Source organism: Streptomyces sp. NPDC053432 (assembly GCF_055585365.1).
On record NZ_JBVJKF010000003.1, the window covers coordinates 365135 to 386758 of the forward strand.

General features: G+C 71.4%; 20 protein-coding genes and 1 riboswitch. Of the genes, 15 read left to right on the plus strand and 5 right to left on the minus strand.

The window, feature by feature from the left end:
- The first annotated feature begins 1 nt into the window (after position 1).
- Both hpnH and ACZ6Y1_RS07740 read left to right on the plus strand, forming a co-directional pair.
- On the plus strand, positions 2-1033 hold the full coding sequence (gene hpnH / locus ACZ6Y1_RS07735; protein WP_469624608.1) for an adenosyl-hopene transferase HpnH: 1032 nt from the start codon (positions 2-4) through the stop codon (positions 1031-1033).
- Entirely contained in the window at positions 1030-2433 is a 1404-nt protein-coding gene (locus ACZ6Y1_RS07740) for an aspartate aminotransferase family protein (RefSeq protein WP_469624610.1), read from the plus strand. Before hpnH ends, ACZ6Y1_RS07740 begins: the two co-directional genes overlap by 4 nt.
- Before the next feature lie 86 nt (positions 2434-2519).
- On the opposite strand, the gene ACZ6Y1_RS07745 is transcribed toward ACZ6Y1_RS07740, so the two are convergent.
- Positions 2520-3311 (minus strand): tyrosine-protein phosphatase, encoded by a 792-nt coding sequence (locus tag ACZ6Y1_RS07745; RefSeq protein WP_469624612.1) that lies wholly within the window; start codon positions 3309-3311, stop codon positions 2520-2522.
- A gap of 322 nt (positions 3312-3633) precedes the next feature.
- A riboswitch (cyclic di-AMP (ydaO/yuaA leader) is annotated at positions 3634-3808 on the plus strand.
- Between the two features lie 2 nt (positions 3809-3810).
- On the opposite strand from ACZ6Y1_RS07745, the gene ACZ6Y1_RS07750 reads away from it, so the two are divergent.
- From ACZ6Y1_RS07750 to ACZ6Y1_RS07760, 3 genes are all read left to right on the plus strand, one after another.
- On the plus strand, positions 3811-4761 hold the full coding sequence (locus ACZ6Y1_RS07750; RefSeq protein ID WP_469624615.1) for a M23 family metallopeptidase: 951 nt from the start codon (positions 3811-3813) through the stop codon (positions 4759-4761).
- Between the two features lie 163 nt (positions 4762-4924).
- Positions 4925-5710: an SGNH/GDSL hydrolase family protein gene (locus ACZ6Y1_RS07755; protein WP_384580501.1), complete on the plus strand. Its 786-nt coding sequence runs from the start codon at positions 4925-4927 to the stop codon at positions 5708-5710.
- A 207-nt stretch (positions 5711-5917) separates the two neighbouring features.
- Entirely contained in the window at positions 5918-7114 is a 1197-nt protein-coding gene (locus ACZ6Y1_RS07760) for an MBL fold metallo-hydrolase (protein ID WP_469624618.1), read from the plus strand.
- A 93-nt stretch (positions 7115-7207) separates the two neighbouring features.
- On the opposite strand, the gene ACZ6Y1_RS07765 is transcribed toward ACZ6Y1_RS07760, so the two are convergent.
- Complete coding sequence (locus ACZ6Y1_RS07765) at positions 7208-8401, minus strand: MFS transporter (RefSeq protein ID WP_469624622.1); 1194 nt, start codon at positions 8399-8401, stop codon at positions 7208-7210.
- 863 nt (positions 8402-9264) lie between these two features.
- Here ACZ6Y1_RS07765 and panB point away from each other — a divergent pair.
- The 10 genes from panB to ACZ6Y1_RS07815 are packed head-to-tail and all read left to right on the plus strand — an operon-like array spanning position 9265 to position 19371.
- On the plus strand, positions 9265-10113 hold the full coding sequence (gene panB, locus ACZ6Y1_RS07770) for a 3-methyl-2-oxobutanoate hydroxymethyltransferase (RefSeq protein WP_469624624.1): 849 nt from the start codon (positions 9265-9267) through the stop codon (positions 10111-10113).
- Between the two features lie 53 nt (positions 10114-10166).
- Positions 10167-11651 (plus strand): aldehyde dehydrogenase family protein, encoded by a 1485-nt coding sequence (locus ACZ6Y1_RS07775; protein WP_469624626.1) that lies wholly within the window; start codon positions 10167-10169, stop codon positions 11649-11651.
- A complete protein-coding gene (locus ACZ6Y1_RS07780; protein WP_469624629.1) occupies positions 11648-12721 on the plus strand; it encodes an alcohol dehydrogenase catalytic domain-containing protein in 1074 nt (357 codons plus the stop codon). The genes ACZ6Y1_RS07775 and ACZ6Y1_RS07780 overlap by 4 nt, the downstream gene beginning before the upstream one ends.
- Positions 12721-13854: a serine hydrolase domain-containing protein gene (locus ACZ6Y1_RS07785; RefSeq protein ID WP_469624632.1), complete on the plus strand. Its 1134-nt coding sequence runs from the start codon at positions 12721-12723 to the stop codon at positions 13852-13854. Before ACZ6Y1_RS07780 ends, ACZ6Y1_RS07785 begins: the two co-directional genes overlap by 1 nt.
- The gene (locus ACZ6Y1_RS07790; protein ID WP_469624634.1) at positions 13851-14468 is read left to right on the plus strand and encodes a dTMP kinase; all 618 of its coding nucleotides are present in this window, start codon (positions 13851-13853) and stop codon (positions 14466-14468) included. The genes ACZ6Y1_RS07785 and ACZ6Y1_RS07790 overlap by 4 nt, the downstream gene beginning before the upstream one ends.
- On the plus strand, positions 14465-15340 hold the full coding sequence (panC, locus tag ACZ6Y1_RS07795) for a pantoate--beta-alanine ligase (RefSeq protein WP_469624636.1): 876 nt from the start codon (positions 14465-14467) through the stop codon (positions 15338-15340). The genes ACZ6Y1_RS07790 and panC overlap by 4 nt, the downstream gene beginning before the upstream one ends.
- Positions 15333-16679, plus strand: a complete 1347-nt coding sequence (locus ACZ6Y1_RS07800; protein ID WP_469624640.1) for an aminotransferase family protein — start codon at positions 15333-15335, stop codon at positions 16677-16679. Before panC ends, ACZ6Y1_RS07800 begins: the two co-directional genes overlap by 8 nt.
- The gene (locus ACZ6Y1_RS07805) at positions 16679-17437 is read left to right on the plus strand and encodes a hypothetical protein (RefSeq protein ID WP_469624642.1); all 759 of its coding nucleotides are present in this window, start codon (positions 16679-16681) and stop codon (positions 17435-17437) included. Before ACZ6Y1_RS07800 ends, ACZ6Y1_RS07805 begins: the two co-directional genes overlap by 1 nt.
- Entirely contained in the window at positions 17424-18458 is a 1035-nt protein-coding gene (locus tag ACZ6Y1_RS07810; protein WP_469624645.1) for a TauD/TfdA family dioxygenase, read from the plus strand. Before ACZ6Y1_RS07805 ends, ACZ6Y1_RS07810 begins: the two co-directional genes overlap by 14 nt.
- Entirely contained in the window at positions 18445-19371 is a 927-nt protein-coding gene (locus ACZ6Y1_RS07815) for a 2-hydroxyacid dehydrogenase (RefSeq protein WP_469624647.1), read from the plus strand. The genes ACZ6Y1_RS07810 and ACZ6Y1_RS07815 overlap by 14 nt, the downstream gene beginning before the upstream one ends.
- Positions 19372-19461: 90 nt before the next feature.
- Here the strand turns inward: ACZ6Y1_RS07815 and ACZ6Y1_RS07820 are convergent, their stop codons facing one another.
- Genes ACZ6Y1_RS07820 through ACZ6Y1_RS07830 form a run of 3 tightly spaced genes read right to left on the minus strand, consistent with a single transcriptional unit; the run spans position 19462 to position 21471 of the window.
- Positions 19462-20376 carry an ArsR/SmtB family transcription factor gene (locus ACZ6Y1_RS07820; protein WP_469624649.1) on the minus strand — a complete coding sequence of 305 codons (915 nt, stop codon included), beginning with the start codon at positions 20374-20376 and terminating at the stop codon, positions 19462-19464.
- A 28-nt stretch (positions 20377-20404) separates the two neighbouring features.
- A complete protein-coding gene (locus tag ACZ6Y1_RS07825) occupies positions 20405-20686 on the minus strand; it encodes a PqqD family peptide modification chaperone (protein ID WP_469624653.1) in 282 nt (93 codons plus the stop codon).
- Positions 20683-21471 carry a hypothetical protein gene (locus ACZ6Y1_RS07830; protein ID WP_469624655.1) on the minus strand — a complete coding sequence of 263 codons (789 nt, stop codon included), beginning with the start codon at positions 21469-21471 and terminating at the stop codon, positions 20683-20685. The genes ACZ6Y1_RS07825 and ACZ6Y1_RS07830 overlap by 4 nt, the downstream gene beginning before the upstream one ends.
- Positions 21472-21624: the final 153 nt, after the last annotated feature.

Consider the following 21624-nt stretch of genomic DNA (forward strand, 5'->3'; position numbering starts at 1 on the left):
GATGGCCATGCCGCTGCGACAGTCCATCAGGGTCGGGACCTATCTTCTCGAACAGAAGCTCCGCAGGCGTGAGAAGTTCCCGCTGATCGTCGAACTCGAACCGCTCTACGCCTGCAACCTGGCCTGCGAGGGCTGCGGGAAGATCCAGCACCCCGCGGGAGTGCTCAAGCAGCGCATGCCGGTAGCCCAGGCGGTCGGCGCCGTGCTGGAGTCCGGGGCGCCCATGGTGTCCATCGCGGGCGGCGAACCGCTCATGCACCCGCAGATCCACGAGATCGTCCGCCAGTTGGTGGCGAAGCGGAAGTACGTCTTCCTCTGCACGAACGCGATGCTGCTGCGCAAGAAGATCGAGAAGTTCACGCCCTCTCCCTATTTCGCCTTCGCGGTGCACATCGACGGCCTGCGCGAGCGGCACGACGAGTCCGTGGCCAAGGAAGGCGTCTTCGACGAGGCGGTCGCGGCCATCAAGGAGGCGAAGAGGCGCGGATTCCGGGTGACCACGAACTCCACCTTCTTCAACACCGACACCCCGCAGACCGTGATCGAGGTCCTCAACTACCTCAATGACGACCTGCAGGTCGACGAGATGATGATCTCACCCGCCTATGCGTACGAAAAGGCCCCGGACCAGGAGCACTTCCTGGGCGTCGAACAGACCCGCGAACTCTTCAGGAAGTCCTTCGCGGGCGGTAACCGCCGGCGGTGGCGGCTCAACCACTCCCCGCTCTTCCTGGACTTCCTCGAAGGGAAGGCCGATTTCCCCTGCACGGCCTGGGCCATTCCGAATTACTCCCTCTTCGGCTGGCAGCGCCCCTGCTATCTGATGAGCGACGGCTACGTTCCCACCTACCGGGAACTCATCGACGACACCGACTGGAGCAAGTACGGCCGCGGCAAGGACCCGCGCTGCGCCAACTGCATGGCGCACTGCGGCTACGAACCCACCGCGGTCCTCGCCACCATGGGCTCCCTCAAGGAATCGCTCCGTGCGGCCCGCGAGACCGTCAGCGGCAACCGGGACCGGTCGGCATGACGGCGGACCCACGAGGGGGGAGGGGCTTCGACCTCGGCGCCCTGCTGGCGGCGCGCGGGGCCGAGCGGTACGAGCTGCACGCCAGGCACCTCAACCACCAGCTGCCCCGGATGCTGCACACCATCGGCTTCGACAAGGTCTACGAGCGGGCCGAGGGCGCCCACTTCTGGGACGCCGAGGGCAACGATTACCTGGACATGCTGGCCGGCTTCGGGGTGATGGGCCTGGGCCGCCACCACCCCGTCGTACGGCAGGCGCTGCACGACGTCCTGGACGCGCAGCTCGCCGACCTCACCCGCTTCGACTGCCAGCCGCTGCCCGGCCTGCTGGCCGAGAAGCTGCTCTCGTACAGCCCCCACCTGGACCGGGTCTTCTTCGGCAACAGCGGCACCGAGGCCGTGGAGACCGCCCTGAAGTTCGCCCGGTACGCCACGGGGCGGCCCAGGATCCTCTACTGCGACCACGCCTTTCACGGGCTGACCACCGGCTCGCTCTCGGTCAACGGGGAGAGCGGCTTCCGCGACGGCTTCGCCCCGCTGCTCCCCGACACGAAGATCGCGCTCGGAGACCTGGACGCCCTGGAGCGCGAGCTGCGCGAGGGCGACGTGGCCGCCCTCGTCGTCGAACCGATCCAGGGCAAGGGGGTCCTCGCGGCCCCGCCTGGGTTCCTGCCCGCCGCGCAGGAACTGCTGCACCGGCACAAGGCGCTGCTGATCGCCGACGAGGTGCAGACCGGGCTGGGACGTACCGGCGACTTCTACGCCTACCAGCACGAGCCGGGCGTGGAGCCGGACCTGGTGTGCGTGGCCAAGGCGCTGTCGGGGGGTTACGTGCCGGTCGGCGCGACCCTGGGCAAGGACTGGATCTTCAAGAAGGTCTACTCGTCCATGGACCGGGTGCTCGTCCACTCCGCGAGCTTCGGCTCCAACGCGCAGGCGATGGCCGCCGGACTCGCGGTGCTCTCCGTCATGGAGGACGAGGAGGTCGTGGCCAACGCCCGGGCGATGGGTGACCTGCTGCGCGGGCGGCTGGCCGCGCTCGTGGACGAGTACGAACTGCTCCACGAGGTCCGGGGGCGCGGGCTGATGATCGGCATCGAGTTCGGCCGGCCGTCCTCGCTGGGGCTGCGCAGCCGCTGGACGATGCTCCAGGCGGCCCGCAAGGGGCTCTTCGCGCAGATGGTCGTGGTGCCGCTGCTCCAGAAGCACCGGATCCTCACCCAGGTCTCCGGGGACCACCTGGAGGTGATCAAGCTCATCCCGCCGCTGATCGTGGACGAGCGGGACGTCGACCGGTTCGTCGGGGCCTTCCGCGAGGTCATGGACGAGGCGCACGGCGGGTCCGGTCTCATGTGGGACTTCGGCCGGACCCTGGTCAAGCAGGCGGTCGGCAACCGCTGACGGGCGGCCGCGGAATAGGCGGGCGGGGGGCGGCGGGCGGGCGGGGAGGCGAGCGCGCGCGGCGCGCTCCCCTCCGGGCCGGCGCGTCAGTCGAGCAGCCGCTCGCGCAGCCGGCTCCTGGTCCCGTCCGTGAGCCCGAGGCCCTCCGCCAGGTAGCGGTCCACGCCGCCCCAGGTCTCCTCGATGGTGTCGAACGCCGCGACCAGGTATTCGGCGCGGGCGTCGAAGAGCGGGGCGAGCAGCTCCATCACCTCGGGCGAGCGGGCCTCCGCGGAGTCGTCGCCGCGGCGGACCCGGTAGCGGCGGTGCGGAGCGTTCGACTCCAGGTAGTCCGCGACGATCGCCTCGCGCTCGACGTCCAGTGCGAGCAGGGTGACGGCGATCGAGAGGCCGGCCCGGTCCTTGCCGGCGGCGCAGTGCATCAGGGCCGGGACGCTGTCCTCGGCGAGGGCGTGCAGGACCCGGCTGTGCTCCGCGGTACGGCTCTTGATCATCGCCCGGTACGAGTTCGTCATCCGGGCCGCCGCCTTCCCGTCGCCCAGGATCGAGCGGAGCTGCTCCAGGTCGCCGCCGCGGACCATCTTCCAGAACTCGCGGCCGTCGGCCGGATCCGAGAGCGGGATGTTGACGTTCCGCACGCCGGGCAGCTCCACGTCCAGGCCGTCGAGCGCGTGGTCGGCTCCGTTGCGGAAGTCGAAGACGGTGTGGAGGCCGAGCGAACCGAGGAACTCTGTATCGGTTTCCGTGGCATGCGCCAGATGTCCGCTTCGGAAGAGTCGCCCCGTCTTGACCCTTCGTCCATCAGAAGTCGGCAATCCGCCCACATCGCGGAAATTGCGCACTCCGGACAGTTCCGGCTCCTGTATCTGCTGGGTCAAGGGAACTCCTCCGTTTCGTGATGCTGCTCGTGGGTGCTCTGTCCGAATTACACTGTTTGGCGGCAACTTGCCATGAGCGGAGGCGAGATCGGGCACGTCCCCGTGAGCCAGATCATACGGTGACCGTGAGTGCCTGATCGCGAAAGCCGAATGCCCGCGCCGGAGGGGTTGTTGACGGACGGGAATGGACGGAGGGTGACCAGTATTCCCCCGGTTTCCGGTCCCTGTGAATCCGTCAGGAAATTCGCGGCTTGTTCGCCGCGGCCTTTTGGGATTACGTTCGCGACCGATCCGGGTGGATCGCCGAATCCTGCCGCCGCCCGGAAACCACCCGACCATTCACGCGCGGCAGGAGCGGGGGAACCAGGTAAGCCGCTGTCCCGGAACTCGACCCCGGGACGGCTAGGGGTGAAGCCGTACATGCTCCGTCCATGTACTGCCGGACATCTCCAGTCCGAACCCGACAGCTCACCTCGCAGGCGCCGGAGAGGAATGCGACATGCCTGCAAAGGGTAAGCACCGCCGCCCCAAGTCCCTTTCGATACCGCGCGGCTTCGTGGCCGCCGGCACCGGCGGTGCGGCCCTCGCGCTGCCGCTGATGGGAGCCGCAGGTGCCCAGGCGGCCGGTGCTCCGGCCGCCGCGACCACCGTGGCCCCCGTGGCGGCCCCGCAGGTCTCCGCCCCGCTCCGGGCCGAGGCCGGCGCGCCGACCGTCTACACGGTCGTGCCGGGCGACTACCTCTCCAAGATCGCCGCCGAGCGCCACCTGGCCGGCGGCTGGCAGCAGCTCTACGCCGACAACCGCGAGGCGGTCGGGGACAACCCCTCGCTGATCCACCCCGGCCTGAAGCTGCACCTCGGCGGTGCGGGCGAGGCGGCTCCGGCGCAGTCCGCCCCGAAGACCGCTCCGAAGGCCGCTCCGCAGACCGCCCGGAAGACCGCCCCCGACGCGGCCCCGAGGACGGCTCCGAAGGCGGCCGGGCAGGAGGCGCCGGCGCAGCAGCAGTCCGCGCCCGAGGCCCCCGCGGCCAAGACGTCGGCCTCCGGCTTCGTGGCCCCCCTGGCCAGCACCGGCATCTCCACCCAGTACAAGGTCGCGGGCAGCATGTGGTCCTCCGGCTACCACACCGGTGTCGACTTCATCGCGAGCTCCGGCACCACGGTCCGGGCCGTCGGCGCGGGCACCGTCGTCTCCGCCGGCTGGGGCGGCGCGTACGGCAACGAGGTCGTCATCCGGCACGCGGACGGCATCTACTCGCAGTACGCCCACCTCTCCTCGCTGTCCGTCTCGGTCGGCCAGAGCGTCACCGCCGGCCAGACCATCGGCCTCTCCGGTTCCACCGGCAACTCCACCGGACCCCACCTGCACTTCGAGATCCGTACGGGCCCGTCCTACGGCTCCGACATCGACCCGCTGAGCTACCTCCGTGCGAAGGGCGTCAGCATCTGACGGCAGCCGCCGCCGGAGCACAGACACGCGTGAGGCCGGGACCCGAGGGGGGCCCCGGCCTCACGTGTACGTATTCCTTATCCCCCGCGTGGTAAAGATCACGGCCCGTCAACCCCTCATTACGTTGGCGTAGGTTGGTTACGAGAGTGAAGGATGTCGTCTCGTGGCAGCGACGACGACGAAACTCAAGACCATCGGCTCGTACGCGGCGATCGGGGACAGCTTCACCGAGGGCGTGGGGGACCCGGGACCCGGGGACACTTATCTCGGCTGGGCGGACCGGCTCGCCGTGCTCCTGGCCGACCAGCATCCGGAGGGCGAATTCCGGTACGCGAACCTGGCCGTGCGCGGCAAACTCCTCGACCAGATCGTGGCCGACCAGGTCCCGCGGGCCAAGGCGCTCGCGCCCGACCTCGTGACCTTCTGCGCGGGCGGCAACGACATCATCCGCCCCGGCACGGACCCCGACGACGTGGCGGAGCGCTTCGAGGCGGCCGTCGCCGACCTCACCGGAGCCGTCGGCCGGGTCGTGATCACCACCGGCTTCGACACCCGGGGCGTACCGGTCCTCAAACACCTGCGGGGCAAGGTGGCGACGTACAGCGTCCACGTCCGCGCCATCGCCGACCGCTACGACTGCCCGGTGCTCGACCTCTGGTCCCTCAAGTCCGTACAGGACCGCCGGGCGTGGGACACCGACCGGCTGCACCTGTCGCCCGAGGGACACACCCGCGTCGCGCTGCGCGCCGCGCAGGTGCTCGGACTGGACGTGCCGGCCGACCCCGACCAGCCGTGGCCGCCGGAGCGGCCGCGCGGCTCGGTCGACGTGACCCGGGACAACATCCACTGGGCGCGCGAGCACCTGGTGCCCTGGATCGGCCGCCGGCTGCGCGGGGAGTCCTCCGGGGACCACGTCGAGGCGAAGCGGCCGGACCTGCTGCCGCTGTAGGCGGGGAGCGCGGGAGCGGGTGGGCAGGGGAACGCGGGAGCGCGGGCGAGCGCGGGGACGCGGGAGTACCCGGGGGACGGGGGAGCACCCGGGGACGACACGCACGGGGGCGGCGGAATCCTTCGGGGCCGGTGTGCGTTGGGATGCTCGTAGACCGACGGACGTCCCGATCGCGCCGTCACCCACCGCACCGTCCCTGGAGGCGCCTTGACCGGCTCTCGTCCCCTGCGTCCCCGGCTGCGCGCCCTGCGGCCCGAAGCCTTCGGCGCGGACCCCTCGGGGGCCCGGCTGGAGCGGATCCGCCGCTCGCCCAACTTCGCCGACGGCGTCTTCCAGAACCCGGTGGGTGCCCGGAACAGGCCCTCCGGGTCGATGGCGGAGTTCGCGAAGATCTACTTCCACCGCGAGCAGCGGATCCGGCGGGCCCCCGCCTCCGACATCCCGGTCTACCCGACCACCCTCGCCGAGCTGGCGAAGCCGCCGGTGAGCGGTCTGCGCCTGACGTGGATGGGGCACTCCAGCGTGCTCGCCGAGATCGACGGCCGCCGGGTGCTGTTCGACCCGGTGTGGGGCGGGCGCTGCTCCCCCTTCCCCTTCGCCGGTCCCAAGCGACTGCACCCCGTGCCGGTCCCGCTGGCCTCGCTGGGCACCGTCGACGTCGTGGTCATCTCGCACGACCACTACGACCACCTGGACCTGCCGACGATCAAGGCGCTGGCCGGTACGGACACGGTCTTCGCCGTCCCGCTGGGCGTCGGCGCGCACCTGGAGCACTGGGGCGTCCGGGCCGACCGGCTGCGCGAGCTGGACTGGAACGAGAGCACCAAGATCGCGGGCCTGACGCTCACCGCGACCCCCGCCCGGCACTTCTGCGGCCGCGGCCTGCGCAACCAGCAGCACACCCTGTGGGCCTCGTGGGTCGTCGCGGGCGACGAGCACCGGATCTACCACAGCGGGGACACCGGCTACTTCCCCGGCTTCCGGGAGATCGGCGCCGAGCACGGCCCCTTCGACGCCACGATGATCCAGATCGGTGCGTACTCGGAGTACTGGCCCGACATCCACATGACGCCCGAGGAGGGCGTGCGCGCCCACCTCGACCTGCAGGGCGGCACCCCGCACGGGGTGTTCCTGCCGATCCACTGGGGCACCTTCAACCTGGCCCTGCACCCGTGGGCCGAGCCCGGGGAATGGTCGGTCGACGCCGCCGGGGAGGCGGGACAGGCCGTGGCCACCCCGAGGCCGGGCGAGCCCTTCGAGCCCGGGGGCGTCGTCCCCGTCGACCCCTGGTGGCGGCCGGTGGCCGAGCCCATCGCCCACCCCTGGCGCCGCCGCCCCGAGGCGCCGGCCGTCACGCGTGACGTGGCGCCCGAAGGCGATCTGGACCTGGCCGGAGACCGGTGAGGTCCAGGGGCGACCGCGGGTAGCGGACCGAACGCACATGGTGGCGTTCGGTCCGTTCGGTCCGTTCGGTCCGTTCGACGGTGACGGGGCCGGTCAGGCGAGCGTGCGCAGTCGGCGCACGGCGCTCGTCCACAGCGCCAGCGGTGCCAGGAAGGCGGCGGCCGTGATCATCCACAGTGCGTCACGGGGGCTCGCCCAACCGGCCACGGCGCCGGAGACGAGGGCGCCGACCGGCACCGCGCCCCACGAAACGAAGCGCACGGTGGCCATCACCCGCGGCAGCAGTTCCGGCGGCGTCACGCTCTGCCGGTGGGTGCGGGTGAGGATGCTCAGCACGACGACTCCGGCCGTGAAGACCAGATTGCCCAGACCGAAGAGGACGAGGCCCGGCCCGGCGAAGCTGAGCGGCAGCAGTACGAGGCTCGCCGCCGCGATGAGCGTCGCCCACCGGATCGCCCGGGCGCTGCCGAACCGGTCGGCGAGCCGGGGAGTCAGTGCGGCCCCGACCAGACTGCCCAGCCCCTCGGTTGCGAACATGACGCCGACCAGGCTGACCGGGGTGGCGAGCGTGCGCACGAGGAAGAGTGGGGTCAGCGCCATCAGCGCACCACAGACGAAGTTCACCAGGGTCGCGGCGATGACGCACGGTCCGATCACCGCGTGCCGGGTGACGTAGCGCCAGCCCTCTTTGATCTGCTTCCCCATGGAGCCGCCCGTTCCGGCGGCCTGTCGGCCCTGCGGGCGCGGCAGGCTGAACAGCGTGGCGGCCGACACGAGATAGCTGACGGTGTCGACCAGAAGGCTCGCCGCCGCGCCGCAGAACTGGACGAGCACGCCGCCGAGCGAGGGGCCGCCGAGCTGGGTGACCGCGCTGGAACCCGACATGAGGCTGTTGCGCGCCGTCAGCTCCTCCTTGCTGACGATGGACGGCAGGAAGCTGGAGTTGCCGACGTCGAACACCACACCGGCCAGACCGACCAGCAGGGTTACGGCGACCAGTTGCCACAACCGGAGGATCCCGAGCATCGCGGCGACCGGCACCCAGGCCAGGGCGAGCGCCCGGACGAGGTCCATGGCGATCTGGGTGTCGCGCAGCGGGAGCCGCTGGACGATCACCCCGGCGGGCAGCCCGATCAGCAGCCAGGCGGCGAAGCGTGCGGCCGGCAGCAGGCTGACCTCGAAGGCGGATGCGTGGAGGGTCTCGAGGGCGACCAGTGGCAGGGCGACCGTGGTGACCGCGTCGCCGACGCTGCTGGCCGTCGAGGCGGTCCAGTAGCGCCAGAACATTCCGGCACTTCCCGACTTGACCGGTTGTGATTCTTCACTCAGCTCGGCGTGAGCCATCGCCACCCCCTGAATTTGCAAAGCCTTTGGTGAATTGCGCCTCGGTCCGGGCCGTCCGGGCGGGCGCGGAGCCGAGGGGGCGTACGCGTCTCCTGGGAATGCGCATGCGACCGTCGGCCCTGCACGGCGGATTAAGGCTCCGGGCCTTCCCGTGAGGGTAATCGTGACGTGTGCGCGGTGGTCGGCGAGGTCGCTTCTTCCGCGAGTGAACCCCGGGGATTCGCAAGGGTGGCCGGCATTCCGCTCGATTCGCGCGCCAGGCGCCCGTGTTTCCCCGTGGTCGGCGGGCGGTGCACCTCGTCCCCGTGTCGCCCGAAGGATGCTCGCGCGAACCAGCAGGTCACAGTGCATCAGAACCCGCTGTGCGTTGCAGTAACGTGCGTCACAGCCCTGCGAACCTGTCCGGATATATTCCGTTTGGCGGGTGGGGGTGGCGTTGTGTGCTTCACTCCGACTTGGGGAGTCTGTGGTGCGACGCTCCATTCGAAATGCATTTCCAGGGGCGGCTGTTGGTCCATGCTACTGTTCGGTACGGGCGGGGTGGGTGATTGCTGTCGCCTCGGCCGATAACCCGCGAAAGTGCCATTGCCGCATGGTGGTTGCCGGGTTCGTCCTCATGGGGGAATCGCATTCCACCGACCAAAGGCCACCCGTGAGGCGGCGGTTGTAGCCGATGAATGGCCCGGCTATGATCGAAAATTGATCAATGATCTTGGTCTGAATCGGCAGGGGCACCCGACTCGCGCAACTCGCCGGGCGGCGGCCCTGTGTGCATCGGGCTGAGCAGACGTCCCAGGGGAAGTGTCATGGCCGAAGGCCCAATCGAGGAATCTCCCGCCGCTTTCGCGTGGCCGACCCGCGGCCGTGTTCGTACGGGGCACCTGCTGGCGGCGAAGGCCGCGGGCCACCGTTGGGCCATGCTCACCAGCTACGACCAGTACACGGCCGGCATCTTCGACGCGGCGGGCGTACCCGTGCTGCTGGTGGGCGACTCGGCCGCCAACAACGTCTTCGGCCACGACACGACGATCCCGGTGACGGTGGACGAGCTGCTTCCCCTGGTCCGCGCGGTGTCGAGGACGGCGCAACGCGCCCTGGTCGTCGGCGACTTGCCCTTCGGCTCCTACGAAGGAGGAGGGAAGCAGGCGCTGAAGACCGCCGTCCGCTTCCTGAAGGAGGGCGGCTGTCAGGCCGTCAAGCTCGAAGGCGGGCGGAGCGTCGCCCCGCAGATCTCCCGGCTCGTACGCGCCGGCATCCCCGTGATGGCGCACGTCGGCTTCACACCGCAGAGCGAGCACCAGCTCGGCGGCTACAAGGTCCAGGGACGCGAGGAGGGCGCCGACGCGCTGATCGCGGACGCCCGGGCGGTGGTCGAGGCCGGCGCCTTCGCGGTGGTGCTGGAAATGGTGCCCGCGCAGCTGGCGAAGCAGGTGACGGCCGAATTGCCCGTGCCGACCATCGGGATCGGCGCCGGCGCCGAGTGCGACGCCCAGGTCGCGATCTGGCAGGACATGGCAGGACTTCGGACCGGTCGCACGCTCAGGTTCGTGAAGCGCTACGCCGACGTGGCCGGGACCCTCGAACGCGCGGTGAGGGAGTTCAGCGCCGACGTCCTCAGCGGTGCGTTCCCGGGCCCGGAGCACTCGTTCGAATGACCCGAGGGTCCGGCGGTCGCGCGGCGCAACGCACTGATGATTCGAGGAACAGCATGACCGTAGCCACCAACCCCCACGACGACGCCCCGGCCACCGCCGACTCCCGTCCGACTCCCGTCGAAGAGCAGCAGCCGGTCCGGCCGGGCATCTTCCACGACGGTGCGTGGAGGCACGGCGAGATCGCCCACGAGGTGCGCAGCCCGTACGACGGCAGACTCGTCGCCGTGGTCAGCCACGCCTCGGCCGGTCAGGTGCCCCGGGGACGCCGGGCGGTACGGGGCCTCGCCGCCACCGACCGCGCGAGGATCCTCCGCGCCTGCGCCGAGGGCTTCGAAGCCCGGCGCGCCGAGGTCGCCGCCCGCATCTCCGCGGAGATCGGCATGCCCGTCGTCGACGCGGAGAAGGAGGTCGACCGGTCGGTCCGCTGGCTGGTGCTCGCGGCCGAGGCGGTGCACCACCTCGGCGGCACTTCGACCACACTGGCCGGCCCCGACGGCGACCGGATGGCGGTGACCGCTCCGCAGCCCTTCCGCAGGGTCCTGGCGATCACCCCCTACAACCGTCCGCTGGCCCAGCTGATCGTCAAGGTGGCTCCGGCGATGCTCGCCGGAGCGCCGATCACCCTCAAGCCGTCGGAACGGGCGAGCGCGAGCGCCGTACTGGCGCTGGAGATCCTGCTCGAATCCGGCTATCCGCCCGAGTACATCTCGCTCTGGACCGGTGGACCGGAGGTGGCGCAGGAGCTGCTCGCGGACCCCGGAGTCGACTTCGTCGCGTTCACGGGCGGCGAGCGGTCCGCCCGGTCCGTCGCCGCGGCGGCCGGCGCGCGGCCCGGCTGCTACGAACTGGGCGACGTGGGCGCCCTGGTGGTCTGCGCAGACGCCGATGTGGCCGCCGCCGCCCGCGCGGCCGCGCAGGGCGCCTTCGGCAACGCCGGACAGTCCTGCCGCGGGGTCAAGCGCATCCTCGTCGCGGACGCCGTCGCCGACGAGTTCACCCGGCTGCTCGTCGGCGAGAGCGCCGCCTGGCAGGTGGGGGACCCGGCCGCGCGCACCACCCGCATCGGCACGCTCGTCGACACGGCCGCGGTGGACCGGGTGCGCACGGCGGTGGACGCGGCGGTCCGCGGGGGCGCGAGCGTCGTGGCCGGCGGAGAGCACAGCGGGGCGCAGTACTGGCCGACGGTCCTCACCGGTGTCGGTCCCGGCTCGCCGCTGGTCACCGAGGAGTTCCTCGCGCCGCTGGCCCCTGTGGTCGCCCTGGAGGACCGCCTCCTCGCCGATCTGCCGTCCGACTACTCCGGCGGCTTGCAGGTCGGGGTCTTCACCCGCGACTTCCAGCGCGCCATGGACCTCGCACAGCGGCTGCCCGTCGGGACGGTCATCGTCAACGACGGCCCCCAGTACGACCATCCGCTGGCCCCCTTCGGAGGCGTCGGGCACAGCGGCCACGGACGCGAGGGCGTGCTGGCGTCCGCCCGCAACATGTGTTTCTCGAAGACGATCGTCTTCCCCGCAACGACCGGAGGGCCGCGATGACGACCGGTGTGACCGTCAACCTACTCGCCGGCGGTGGTCTGGAACGGCGGGAACACCCGCTGCTGCCGCCGCGCCCCGGCGGGGCACTGCTCGCCGTCGAACGGGCCAACGTGTGCGGCAGCGACGTCCACCTGTGGCGCGGCGGACATCCGACGCTGCACGACTGCGTCCTCGGACACGAGTTCGTGGGGCGGATCACCGACACCGGGGGAGCGCCGCTGCACGACGCCAAGGGCGAACGGCTCGCCGAGGGGGACCGCGTCGTCTGCTCCTACTTCCGGGTGTGCGGACGCTGCGCGATGTGCGCGGCCGGCCGGCCCCGCCTGTGCGAGCACGCCTACGACTCCTGGGGCCGCTCCAGCCTGGCGCGGCCGCACTTCCGCGGTGCCTTCGCCAGCCACTACCAGCTGCACCCCGAGCAGTTCACCGTCAAGGTGCCCGCGGGGGTGCCGAGTTCACTCGCCGCGCTGGCCAACTGCGCGGTGGCCCAGGGCATCGCCGTCGTCGACGCGATCCGTCCGGACCTGTCGGCCGGTCCCCGCCTGGTCATCGGGGCCGGGGCGCTGGGCCTGTCGGTCGTCGCCGGGGCGCCGGCCGGCACGGCCTGGGACGTGTACGACCGCCTGGCCGCACGCCGTGCCGTCGCCGGACGGTTCCCGGCCGTCCGGGCCATCGAGGAGCTGCCGCCGGTGGAGGGTTCCCTGGACGGCACCTACGACGTCGTCGTGGTCGCGGCGGGGTCGCCCGAGGCGTTCGGGACCGCCCTGGAGCAGGTACGCCCCGGTGGCCAGATCGTCATGATGGGCATCATCAACACCCGTGACACTGATGTCGTCTCCTTCCGCCCCGGGGTGCTGACACGCAAGGGCGTCACCGTCACCAGCGTGATCCGTTACGACCGGAGCCAGCTCGTCGCCGCCGTGGACCTGTTGTCCCGGCCGACGCCGCTGAGCCTGGTGCCGCTGGCCGAGTACGGGCTGGACGCGGTGGAGGACGCCCTGGCGGCGGCCGAGCGTCAGGAGAGCGGGCGAGTGAGCCTCGTACCGGCTCCGATCGGCGGTGACCGCTGATGCGCGACGTACGGGAAGCGCTGGTACGCGACTGCCGGGCCACGCTGCTGGCCGAACTCGCCGCCGGCCGCATCCAGGGCGGCGCGGCCTGTATCCGCGACGTGGCTGCGGGCGAGCAGCAGACGGTGTTCGTCGGACGGAACTCGCCGGCCGGCCCCCCGGTCGGCCTGGACAGCGTCGTCCGCCTCTACTCGATGACCAAGGCGATGCTCGCGACGCTGGCACTGCGCCTGATCGACGCCGGTCTCCTGCCCGGTCTCGACATGAGCGCGGCGGAACTCGCGGCCGGCTTGGAGGGGGTGACGGTTCCCGACGGCATCACGCTGCGCCGGCTCCTGAGCATGTCCTCGGGACTGGCGGGATCCAAGGAACACGAGCGCATGCAGAAGGTGTACAGGGCGGCCGGTGTCCTGCCGTTCGACTACACCGACCGCGGCTACGACACGGACGAACACGACTTCCTGCGCCGGATATTCGGCTGTGAGCTCTCCGCCGCACCGGGTACGCAGTGGGAGTACGGCCGCTCGGCCGACGTGGCGGGCCTGCTGATCCAGCACTACCTCGGAACGCCGATCGACGTCCTCTTCGCACGTCACCTCTTCGAACCGCTCGCGATGACGTCGGCCGGGTTCGCCCTGCCGCCGGGCCTGGCGCCCGGCGCGGTGCTCCAGCCCCCGGCCGATCCGCCGACCGGGGAGTCGCTGAGCGCCCCACACCGAACCGGCGGGTTCCGGTCGGCGGGCAGCGGAGGACTGGCGAGCCTGCGGGACTACCTGACCTTCCTCGAAGCCGTGTTCCTGCCCGCACCGGACTCGGTCTTCCTCAGCGCGGCCGCACGCGCGGAGCTGCTGACGGACCAGATCACCGGGCTGCACGACACCGGACCCGACTACATCCCCGGCCCCGACTGGGGGTTCGGCCTGAACTTCGGGATCACACCGCGGGACTGCGGCCCCCGGGACGCCCGGCGAGTCGCCTGGCTCGGCCGGTGCGGCACCAGTTTCATCGTCGATTTGGAGAGAAAGTTGATCATGCTGTTCGCCGCGCCCAGCTACGGGCGGACGAGGATCCTGCAGGCCACGTTCGCGGAACTCGTGGACTCCCACCTGCCGCAGACTGCGAGCGCGCGATGAGGACACCGCCGATCGTCGCGTTCATCGGGCTGGACGGTGCGGGGAAGAGCACGCAGATCGAGATGTTGAAGGCCTCCTACGAGGCCAGGGGCTTCTCGGTGTTCGTCCACCCCAACCCGAGCCTGCAGGGACTCTCGGCACGACTCGACCAGGTCGCCGCCGAGAACGGCTACGAAGACCGGTTCGCGATGCTCGGACCCGACACCCACAAGGTCATGACCGCGGCGGTGAAGTGGATGGCGATGTCCTCACTGGGCACCGCTCCCGAGGGCACGGACCTGATCATCGCCGACCGCTACGCGTACTGCCAGATCGCGGCCGCCGACGCCCTGGGCGCGAGCAACCGTTGGCTGATCGAGGGCATGTTCCGCGGGCTGCCGGAGCCGAGCCTCACGGTGATGATGGACATCGACCCGACGGTCGCCGTCGCCCGGGTCAAGGCCCGCGACCCCGAGGAATGGATCGACCACGGCTTCCTGACCCGGATGCGGGCCGCCTACGCGGGCCTGGCACAGTCCTCCGAGTGGGCGTGGATCGACGCCGACGGTACCGCCGAGGACGTGCACGGCCTCGTGCTCGCGGCCGTCCGGGCGCAGCTGGGTGATCTCCGGTGAAGACGATCACCACGGCCCGGGAACTGGCGGCCGAGTGGGACGCGGCGCGCCGCTCCGGCGCCGTCATCGGATACGTCCCGACCATGGGCGCCCTGCACGAGGGCCACCTCAGCCTGGTCGACCTCGCCCGCGAGGAGTGCGATCTGGTGATCTGCAGCATCTTCGTCAACCCGCTCCAGTTCGGTCCCGACGAGGACTTCGAGTCCTACCCCCGGCCCGTGGAGCGCGACCTGGGCCTGCTGGAGGCGCGCGGTACGTCCGTGGCCTTCCTGCCCGGCTGGACCGAGATCTTCCCCCGTCGCGAGCGCGTCCTGGAGGACTTCGGCACCCACGTGTCGGTGCCCCGGCTGAGCCACCAGCTGTGCGGCCGGTCACGGGCTGGCCACTTCGACGGGATGGTCACCGAGAGCCTGCTCTTCCTCAACCTCGTCCGGCCCGACCGCACGTACTGGGGGGAGAAGGACTTCCAGCAGCTGCGCATCATCGAGACGCTGGTCCAGGACCTCCGCCTGCCGGTCAGCGTGGTCCGGGGCGCCACCAGGCGCGAGCCCGACGGCCTCGCCATGTCCTCCCGCAACAAGAACCTCACGCCCGCGGCACGGGCCGTGGCCCCCCACCTCCGACGGATCCTGCAGGAGGCGCGCGGCGCGCTGCTGGCCGGACAGGCGCTGCCCGCCGCGCTGGCCGCCGCCCGTGAGGAGCTCACCGGGCTGGGCTTCGAGGTGGAGTACCTGGTGGCCTGCGAGGAGGAGTCGCTGACCGAGGTGCGGACGCTGGACGGGGCGACCGCGGTCCGGCTGTTCGCCGCCGCGCCCCTGCACGGCGTCCGGCTCATCGACAACATCCGTGTGACGGAGGCGGGGCGTGGCTGACCTGGCTACCGCACCGATCGTCTACTCCTTCACCGATCACCGCGCGCACCGGCAGGAGCCGCCGCTGATCATCGCCGAGGGCGACGGCATCCGCATCCGCGACACCTCGGGCAAGGAGTACGTCGACGCGCTGTCCGGCCTCTGGCACGCCAGTCTGGGCTTCTCCGACGCGGAGCTGATCGAGGCCGCCACCTCCGCCTACTCCCGCCTCCCCGCGTTCGCCTGCGCCCTGGGGCGGACCAGCGCCGACACGGAGCTCCTCGCGCAGGAGCTGATCGCCGCCGCGGACGGACGCTTCAGCTCGGTGTACTTCGCGGCCTCCGGTTCGGAGGCCGTCGAGTCCGTGCTCAAGTTCCTCCGGCTGGCGAACAACACCGGCGGGACCCCGGACAGGAAGCTCGTCGTCACCAGGGACTCCGGTTTCCACGGCACCACGCTCGGCGCCGCGTCGCTGGCCGGGATACCCAACCAGCACGCGGGATTCGACCTGCCGCTGCCCTTCACCGTCCGTGTGCCCCGGGTCCACTTCTACCGCGACCACCTCGACGGTGAGACGGAGGAGGAGTACGTCGAGCGGATCGTCGGGACCACCCGCCGGCGCATAGAGGAGGCCGGGCCGGAGAACGTCGCGGCCATGGTCGCCGAACCCGTGATGGCCGCGGGCGGGGTGCTGGTGCCGACCGACGGCTACTGGCCCGCGATGGCCCGACTGCTGGCCGACCTCGGGATCCCCCTTGTGTCCGACGAGGTCGTCTGCGGCTTCGGCCGGCTCGGCCCCCTCTTCGGCTTCGAGCGGTTCGGCCTCGAACCCGCCGCGGTGACCGTGGCCAAGGGCATCACCGCCGGGTACGCCCCGCTGGGCGCGGTGCTCCTGGGCGACGGTCTCACCGGGGCCCTCGCGGCGGCGGCCGAGGAGCACGGGGTCCTCGGGCACGGCTCGACCTTCGGCGGCCACCCCGTGGCCGCTGCCGTCGCGCGCGTCCACCTGCGGGCGCTGCGGGAGCGGAACATCCGCCGGCGCGTTGCCGAGCTGGAGGCCTCGCTGCGGACTTCGCTGGAAGGCCTGCTGGACCTGCCGGTCGTCGGGGAGGTCCGCTGCATCGGTGGTCTGGCGGCAGTGGAGCTCATGGCGGACGGCGCGGCCCGTCGCCCCTTCGATCCGGAGCGCCGGACCGGTCGGCGGGTCGCGGCCAAGGCCCGTGAACTCGGCCTGATCGTCCGCGACCTGGGCGATGTGATCGCGCTCTGCCCGCCCCTGATCACCACTGCCGGTGAGGTGGGCGAGATCGTTTCGACACTGCGGAAGGCCATCACGGCCACGCTCCAGGAGGAGGCGTAATGGACGTTCCGACCAAGATGCGGGCCTGGGACCTCGTCGGCGAGAGCTACTGGAACTCGGGCTACTACGGAGGGCCCGCGAGTGAACACGGGCCGGTGTTCGCCCGGCTGCTCCGGCCGGGCGTGCGGACCGCCGTCGTCGGCGCCAGCACCGTCTCGCTGTCGAAGGCGGCCCAGCAGGCCGGCTCGGAGCTGCACGTCCTCGACTTCGCCCCCGGCATCCTGCGGTCCGCCGGGGAGTGGCTCGGGCTGGCCGAGGACCGGCAGCACCTCGTCGACGTGACCCGTACGGTGCCGCCCCACCTGAAGCACCGGTACGCGCTCGTCCTCGCCGACCGCCTGGTGAACCGTTTCAGTGCGGCCGACCTGCCCGACGGCCTGAGGGGATTGCGTGACCTCGTGGCGGCGGACGGCACCCTGGCCCTCACGGTCCGCTTCGGCTGGTACGCACGGGACCTGGAACTCCACGCCGCCCTCACCCCAGCCGAGCAAGAGCTGTTCTGGCGCCCCGACCCGGGCGAGATCGACTACGCAGCGCTTCCCGACCGGGACCTGCCCCTGCCGACCTGGGGCGGGATCTCCGGCGAGGTGATGCGCGAGCACATCCGCGCCAGGGGCCGCGAGGCCCGGTTCGGCAAGGACGAACTGCTCCGGACGCTGGCCCGCCTCGGCGGTCTGCACTGCGAGGAGGTCATCGACGCCGCGGACGGAACCGCGCTCGTCGTACTCCGGAGGACCGAGAACGATGACACTCCCTGAGGCCCCGCAGTCGATCCTCACGGAGCCGGTCACCGACGGCACGGCGTGGATGGCCGCGGACCTTCCGTCGCCCGAAGGCGCCGTGCACGAGCTGACGCCGTCCCACCTCGCCGAGGTGGCCGCCTTCACGAGCGCGCTGCGCACGGCTCCACTCGCGTGCGACGCGGAGCGGAACCTGTGGCGTTCCGTCGCCCACGAGACGATGCCCGGACTGTCGAGTCTGGCCCACATGGTGGCCCACCGCACCGAGACCCACATCGGTACGGCCGTCCTGCGCGGAGTGCCGGTGGACGACCTCTCGCCGGACGAGATCCGCGGCCTCTACCGCGCCCTCGGCGCGGCGATGGGCACCGCGGTCGTGCAGAACTCCGACGGCGAGTACGTCGCCGAAGTCCGCGACTACGGGTACGGGGACCTGGACAACAGCGACGTACGCGGATACCAGACCACCTCCGCACTGCGGTTCCATTCGGACGACGGCGACCTCGCGCTCCTGCTCTGCGTGCGGCCCGCGGACAACGGCGGCGGCTCGCTGATCGCCAGTGCCATGACGATCTACAACGAACTGCTGCACCGGGCACCGCACCTGCTCGGCCTCTACTACAACGGCTTCGTCTACGAGAACCGCGGCGAGGACGAGCCCCCGGCCTACCGCAACGCCGTCTTCGGCTACTACCACGGGCAGCTGACCTGCCGGTACTTCCTGCGGGACTACGTCGACTCGGCCTGGACCAAGACGTCCGTCCCGGTCAGCGACCTGGAGCGGTACGCCCTCGACCTCTTCGAGGCGCTCGCGGCGAGGCCCGGCGCGGCCACCGAGTACGCCCTGCGGGCCGGCGACCTCCAAATCGTCAACAACAACGTCGTCGTCCATGCGCGCCGGGCCTACACCGACGGCTCCGCCGCCGGACAACGGCTGCTGCTGCGGCAGTGGGTCAACCTCGACGGCGGGCGCGACTTTCCGACGACGCTCTGCCGGCACCGGTACGGCATGCGGAAGAGCCGCCATGCCCGCACCTGATTCCCGACTGCTCATCACCGCCGAACTGCCCGGACTCCCGGCCGTGCTGCCCGGGGGACTGCGCCCGGTCCGCTGGCCGGGCGGCGACCGGGACAGCCTGCTGAAGGCGGCGGCCGGGAGCACCGCACTGCTGGTGACCGCCAACGAGCCGGTGGACGGGGCCCTCCTGCGGGCGGCGGGCGAGGACCTGCGCGTGGTCGGCACCTACTCCACGGGGGTCGACCACATCGACGTGGAAGCGTGCGGGCGCGCCGGAGTACGCGTCGTCACGGCGGCGGGCGCGCTGGCTCCGGCCGTCGCCGAGCACACGCTCGGCCTCATGCTGTGCTGCGCCCGGCGGATCCTGGAGGCGGACCGGTACGTCAGGTCCGGTGCGGACTGGCGGTGGGAGGCCGACGCCTTCCTCGGCACACAGCTCTCCGGGCGCGGGCTCGGCGTGTTGGGGATGGGCGCGATCGGCCGGGAAGTGGCCCTGCGGGCACAGGCGTTCGGGATGGAGGTGCACGCTCTGCTGCGCCGCCCCGGTGAGCTGCCCCCGGGCGTGATCCCCCATACGACGCTCGCCGGCCTGATGCGGGTGAGCGACTTCCTGACGCTCCACGTCCCGCTCGACGCCGGGACCGAGCGGCTGATCGACAAGGCGATGCTCGCGGAACTGCCGGGCGGAGCGGTGGTGGTGAACACCTCGCGCGGCCGGGTGGTGGACGAGACCGCCCTCGTCGAAATGCTGGAGGCCGGCCATCTCGGCGGGGTCGCGCTGGACGTCTTCGAGGACGAGCCGTTCGTTCCCGTCGCACTCCGGCGCCATCCGCGCACGGTGCTGACCCCGCACATCGGCAGCGCCACCACGCTGGCCCGGCGGAGCATGACGGCCGCGGTCGTGGGACGGATCGGCCGGGCCCTGTACGAGTGAGCCGCACGGCGGACCGCCGGCCCCGGGGCATCCGCCGCGGGGCCGGTGACCAGCCTGGGCGATCAGTCCCGGGTGATCAGCCCCGGGTAGTCAGTCCTCCAGTTGTTCCAGCAGGGCGAAGCCGCTGCGGTCGAGCTGGTAGAAGACCCTGCCGCCGAGCCGCTGCCTCCATACGACACCCGCCGCCGTCAGCACCCCGAGGTGCTGGGAGACCGTGCTCTTCGCGAAGCCGAGGGATTCGGCGACCGCGGTGGTGGTCTTCGGTACCTGCAGCGCCCTGATGACCTTCGCCCGGCCGGTGCCGATGAGCAGCGCCAGCCGGTCGGTGCCCGGCTCGGCACCCCGCTCGTCCCCGACGAAGTGGAGGAAGCCGGTGGCCCTGGCCTGGTACGACATGGCCGTGGTGTGCGCGTCGGAGGTGAACAGGCGCGTCGCGGCGGAGAACACGCTGGGCACGAACACCAGCTTGGACCGGCGGACGGACCTCGTGACGTCCAGGTGGTAGGGGGCGGTCAGCCGGGGCCGCTGCCACAGCACGCGTCCTCCCAGCTCCGCCAGCATCGCCTCCGGACCGTTGACGGCCAGGGTCCGCCCCCTGAAGAGGACCTCGTCCTCCAGGGAGGTGCGGATGGACGGCCAGTACGGGCCGATCGCCAGGTTCCAGTAGTCCTCGATCAGACCGGCGACGCGTTCGCCCCCCGGCTCGTCGCCGTCCTGCAGCAGACAGTGGAGCTCGACTTGGAGCGAGGCCCGTGAGGGGTCGGGGACGTAACCGCGTGACCGTTCGAGGAAGGGCTCGTCCTGTCCGCGGACCAGCTCCAGGAGGGCGCCCATGAGCCCGGGGGGCACCGAGCGGCGGGCGTGGTGGGCCCAGGCCCCGTACGGGGACGGAACGGCGCCGCGGTACCGGGCCAGGAGCGCCAGGCTGCCGAGGGTCTCCCAGAGCGGGCTCGGAGCCAGCCGTATCGACCGCAGGCTCTCGTCGTCGAGGTCGAGCCGGATCATGACGCGGGTGGGGCAACGGGGTTGGGCGTCACCACGTGACGATCCCGTCGCCGGACAGGCCCACGAGGAACTCCGTGACGTCGGCCACCGCCTCGGCCGGGTCGAGTCCGTACTCCGCCGCCACGACGGCGGCGACCTCCTCGACCGTCCGGCGCCCGTCGACGGAGCGGTAGATGAGCTCCGCGGAATCGGACAGCAGGAGTGCCTGGTCCCGGAAGCCCAGCATCAGCCCGTCGTCGACCTTGCGCACCCGGATGCCGAGTCCCCTGCGGGGCACGTCCACGGGGCCGAGGGGCGGCAGGGTGCTCACGAGACCTCCACGCGCATCGATATCTCCTGGCACATCGTCAGCACCTGGTTGATCCAGGGGCGGGGGTTCGCGGGGTCGTAGCCCTGCATGGTCTCCAGAGCCCAGTACTCCTCGAAGGACAGGGCCGGCGGGCAGGCCGCCTTGAACCGCTTGGGCCGCCACTTGGGAGACTGGCTGCCGTACTCGCCCTGACCTTCGAGCAGCGCGTCGACCGCGAATCCCAGGGCCGCGCGTGCGGAGAGGGTGGCGCTCTCCAGGTTGCCCGACTCCATCTGCCCGAGCGCGTCCTCGACGCAGTCGTCGGCGGCGCCCAGCGAGCGCGCCACCACGAAGGAACGGAAGGCGGACCCGGCGAGCTGCTCCCGGCGGGCCTCGAACCACTCCTCGCCGTGCAGGACCACGCAGCGCTCCAGGCGGGCCACGGCGAGTTCCTCCCGCGGTGCCAGCACGCGGACCGGCGCGACACCCCGGTTGAACTCGTCCCACGAGACCTTGGCGAGCATCTGCTCGTACTGGCTGTCGAGCCAGTACGTCACCTCCCAGCGCCGGTCGCCCGCGTAGAACATCTCGGTGCGCACGCGGGGCGGATTGAGCGGCATGGTGATGCTTGACTGGCCGAGGGAATCCGTCTCGCCCGACGTCACGACGTAGATGTCGAAGTCGCTCTGGTCGTTGTGCCAGCCGTGCGCCACAGAGCCGACCACGGAGACGGCGAGGCAGCCTTCCGGAATCAGCCCGCGCTCACGGAGGAGCTGCAGCCAATTCGCAGTGTCGATTTCTTGCACCCGAGCACCTTTCGATTCTGTCACAGCCCCCGCGTGCCCGGGAGCCCGATGACTATAGATGATTCCCCGCAGCCCGCCGCCGGCCCCACGGGTCGTCCCGTATGCGTCCGAATTGCTCGGCTTCGTCGTGGCCGCCGGTACGTCCCGCGCCGG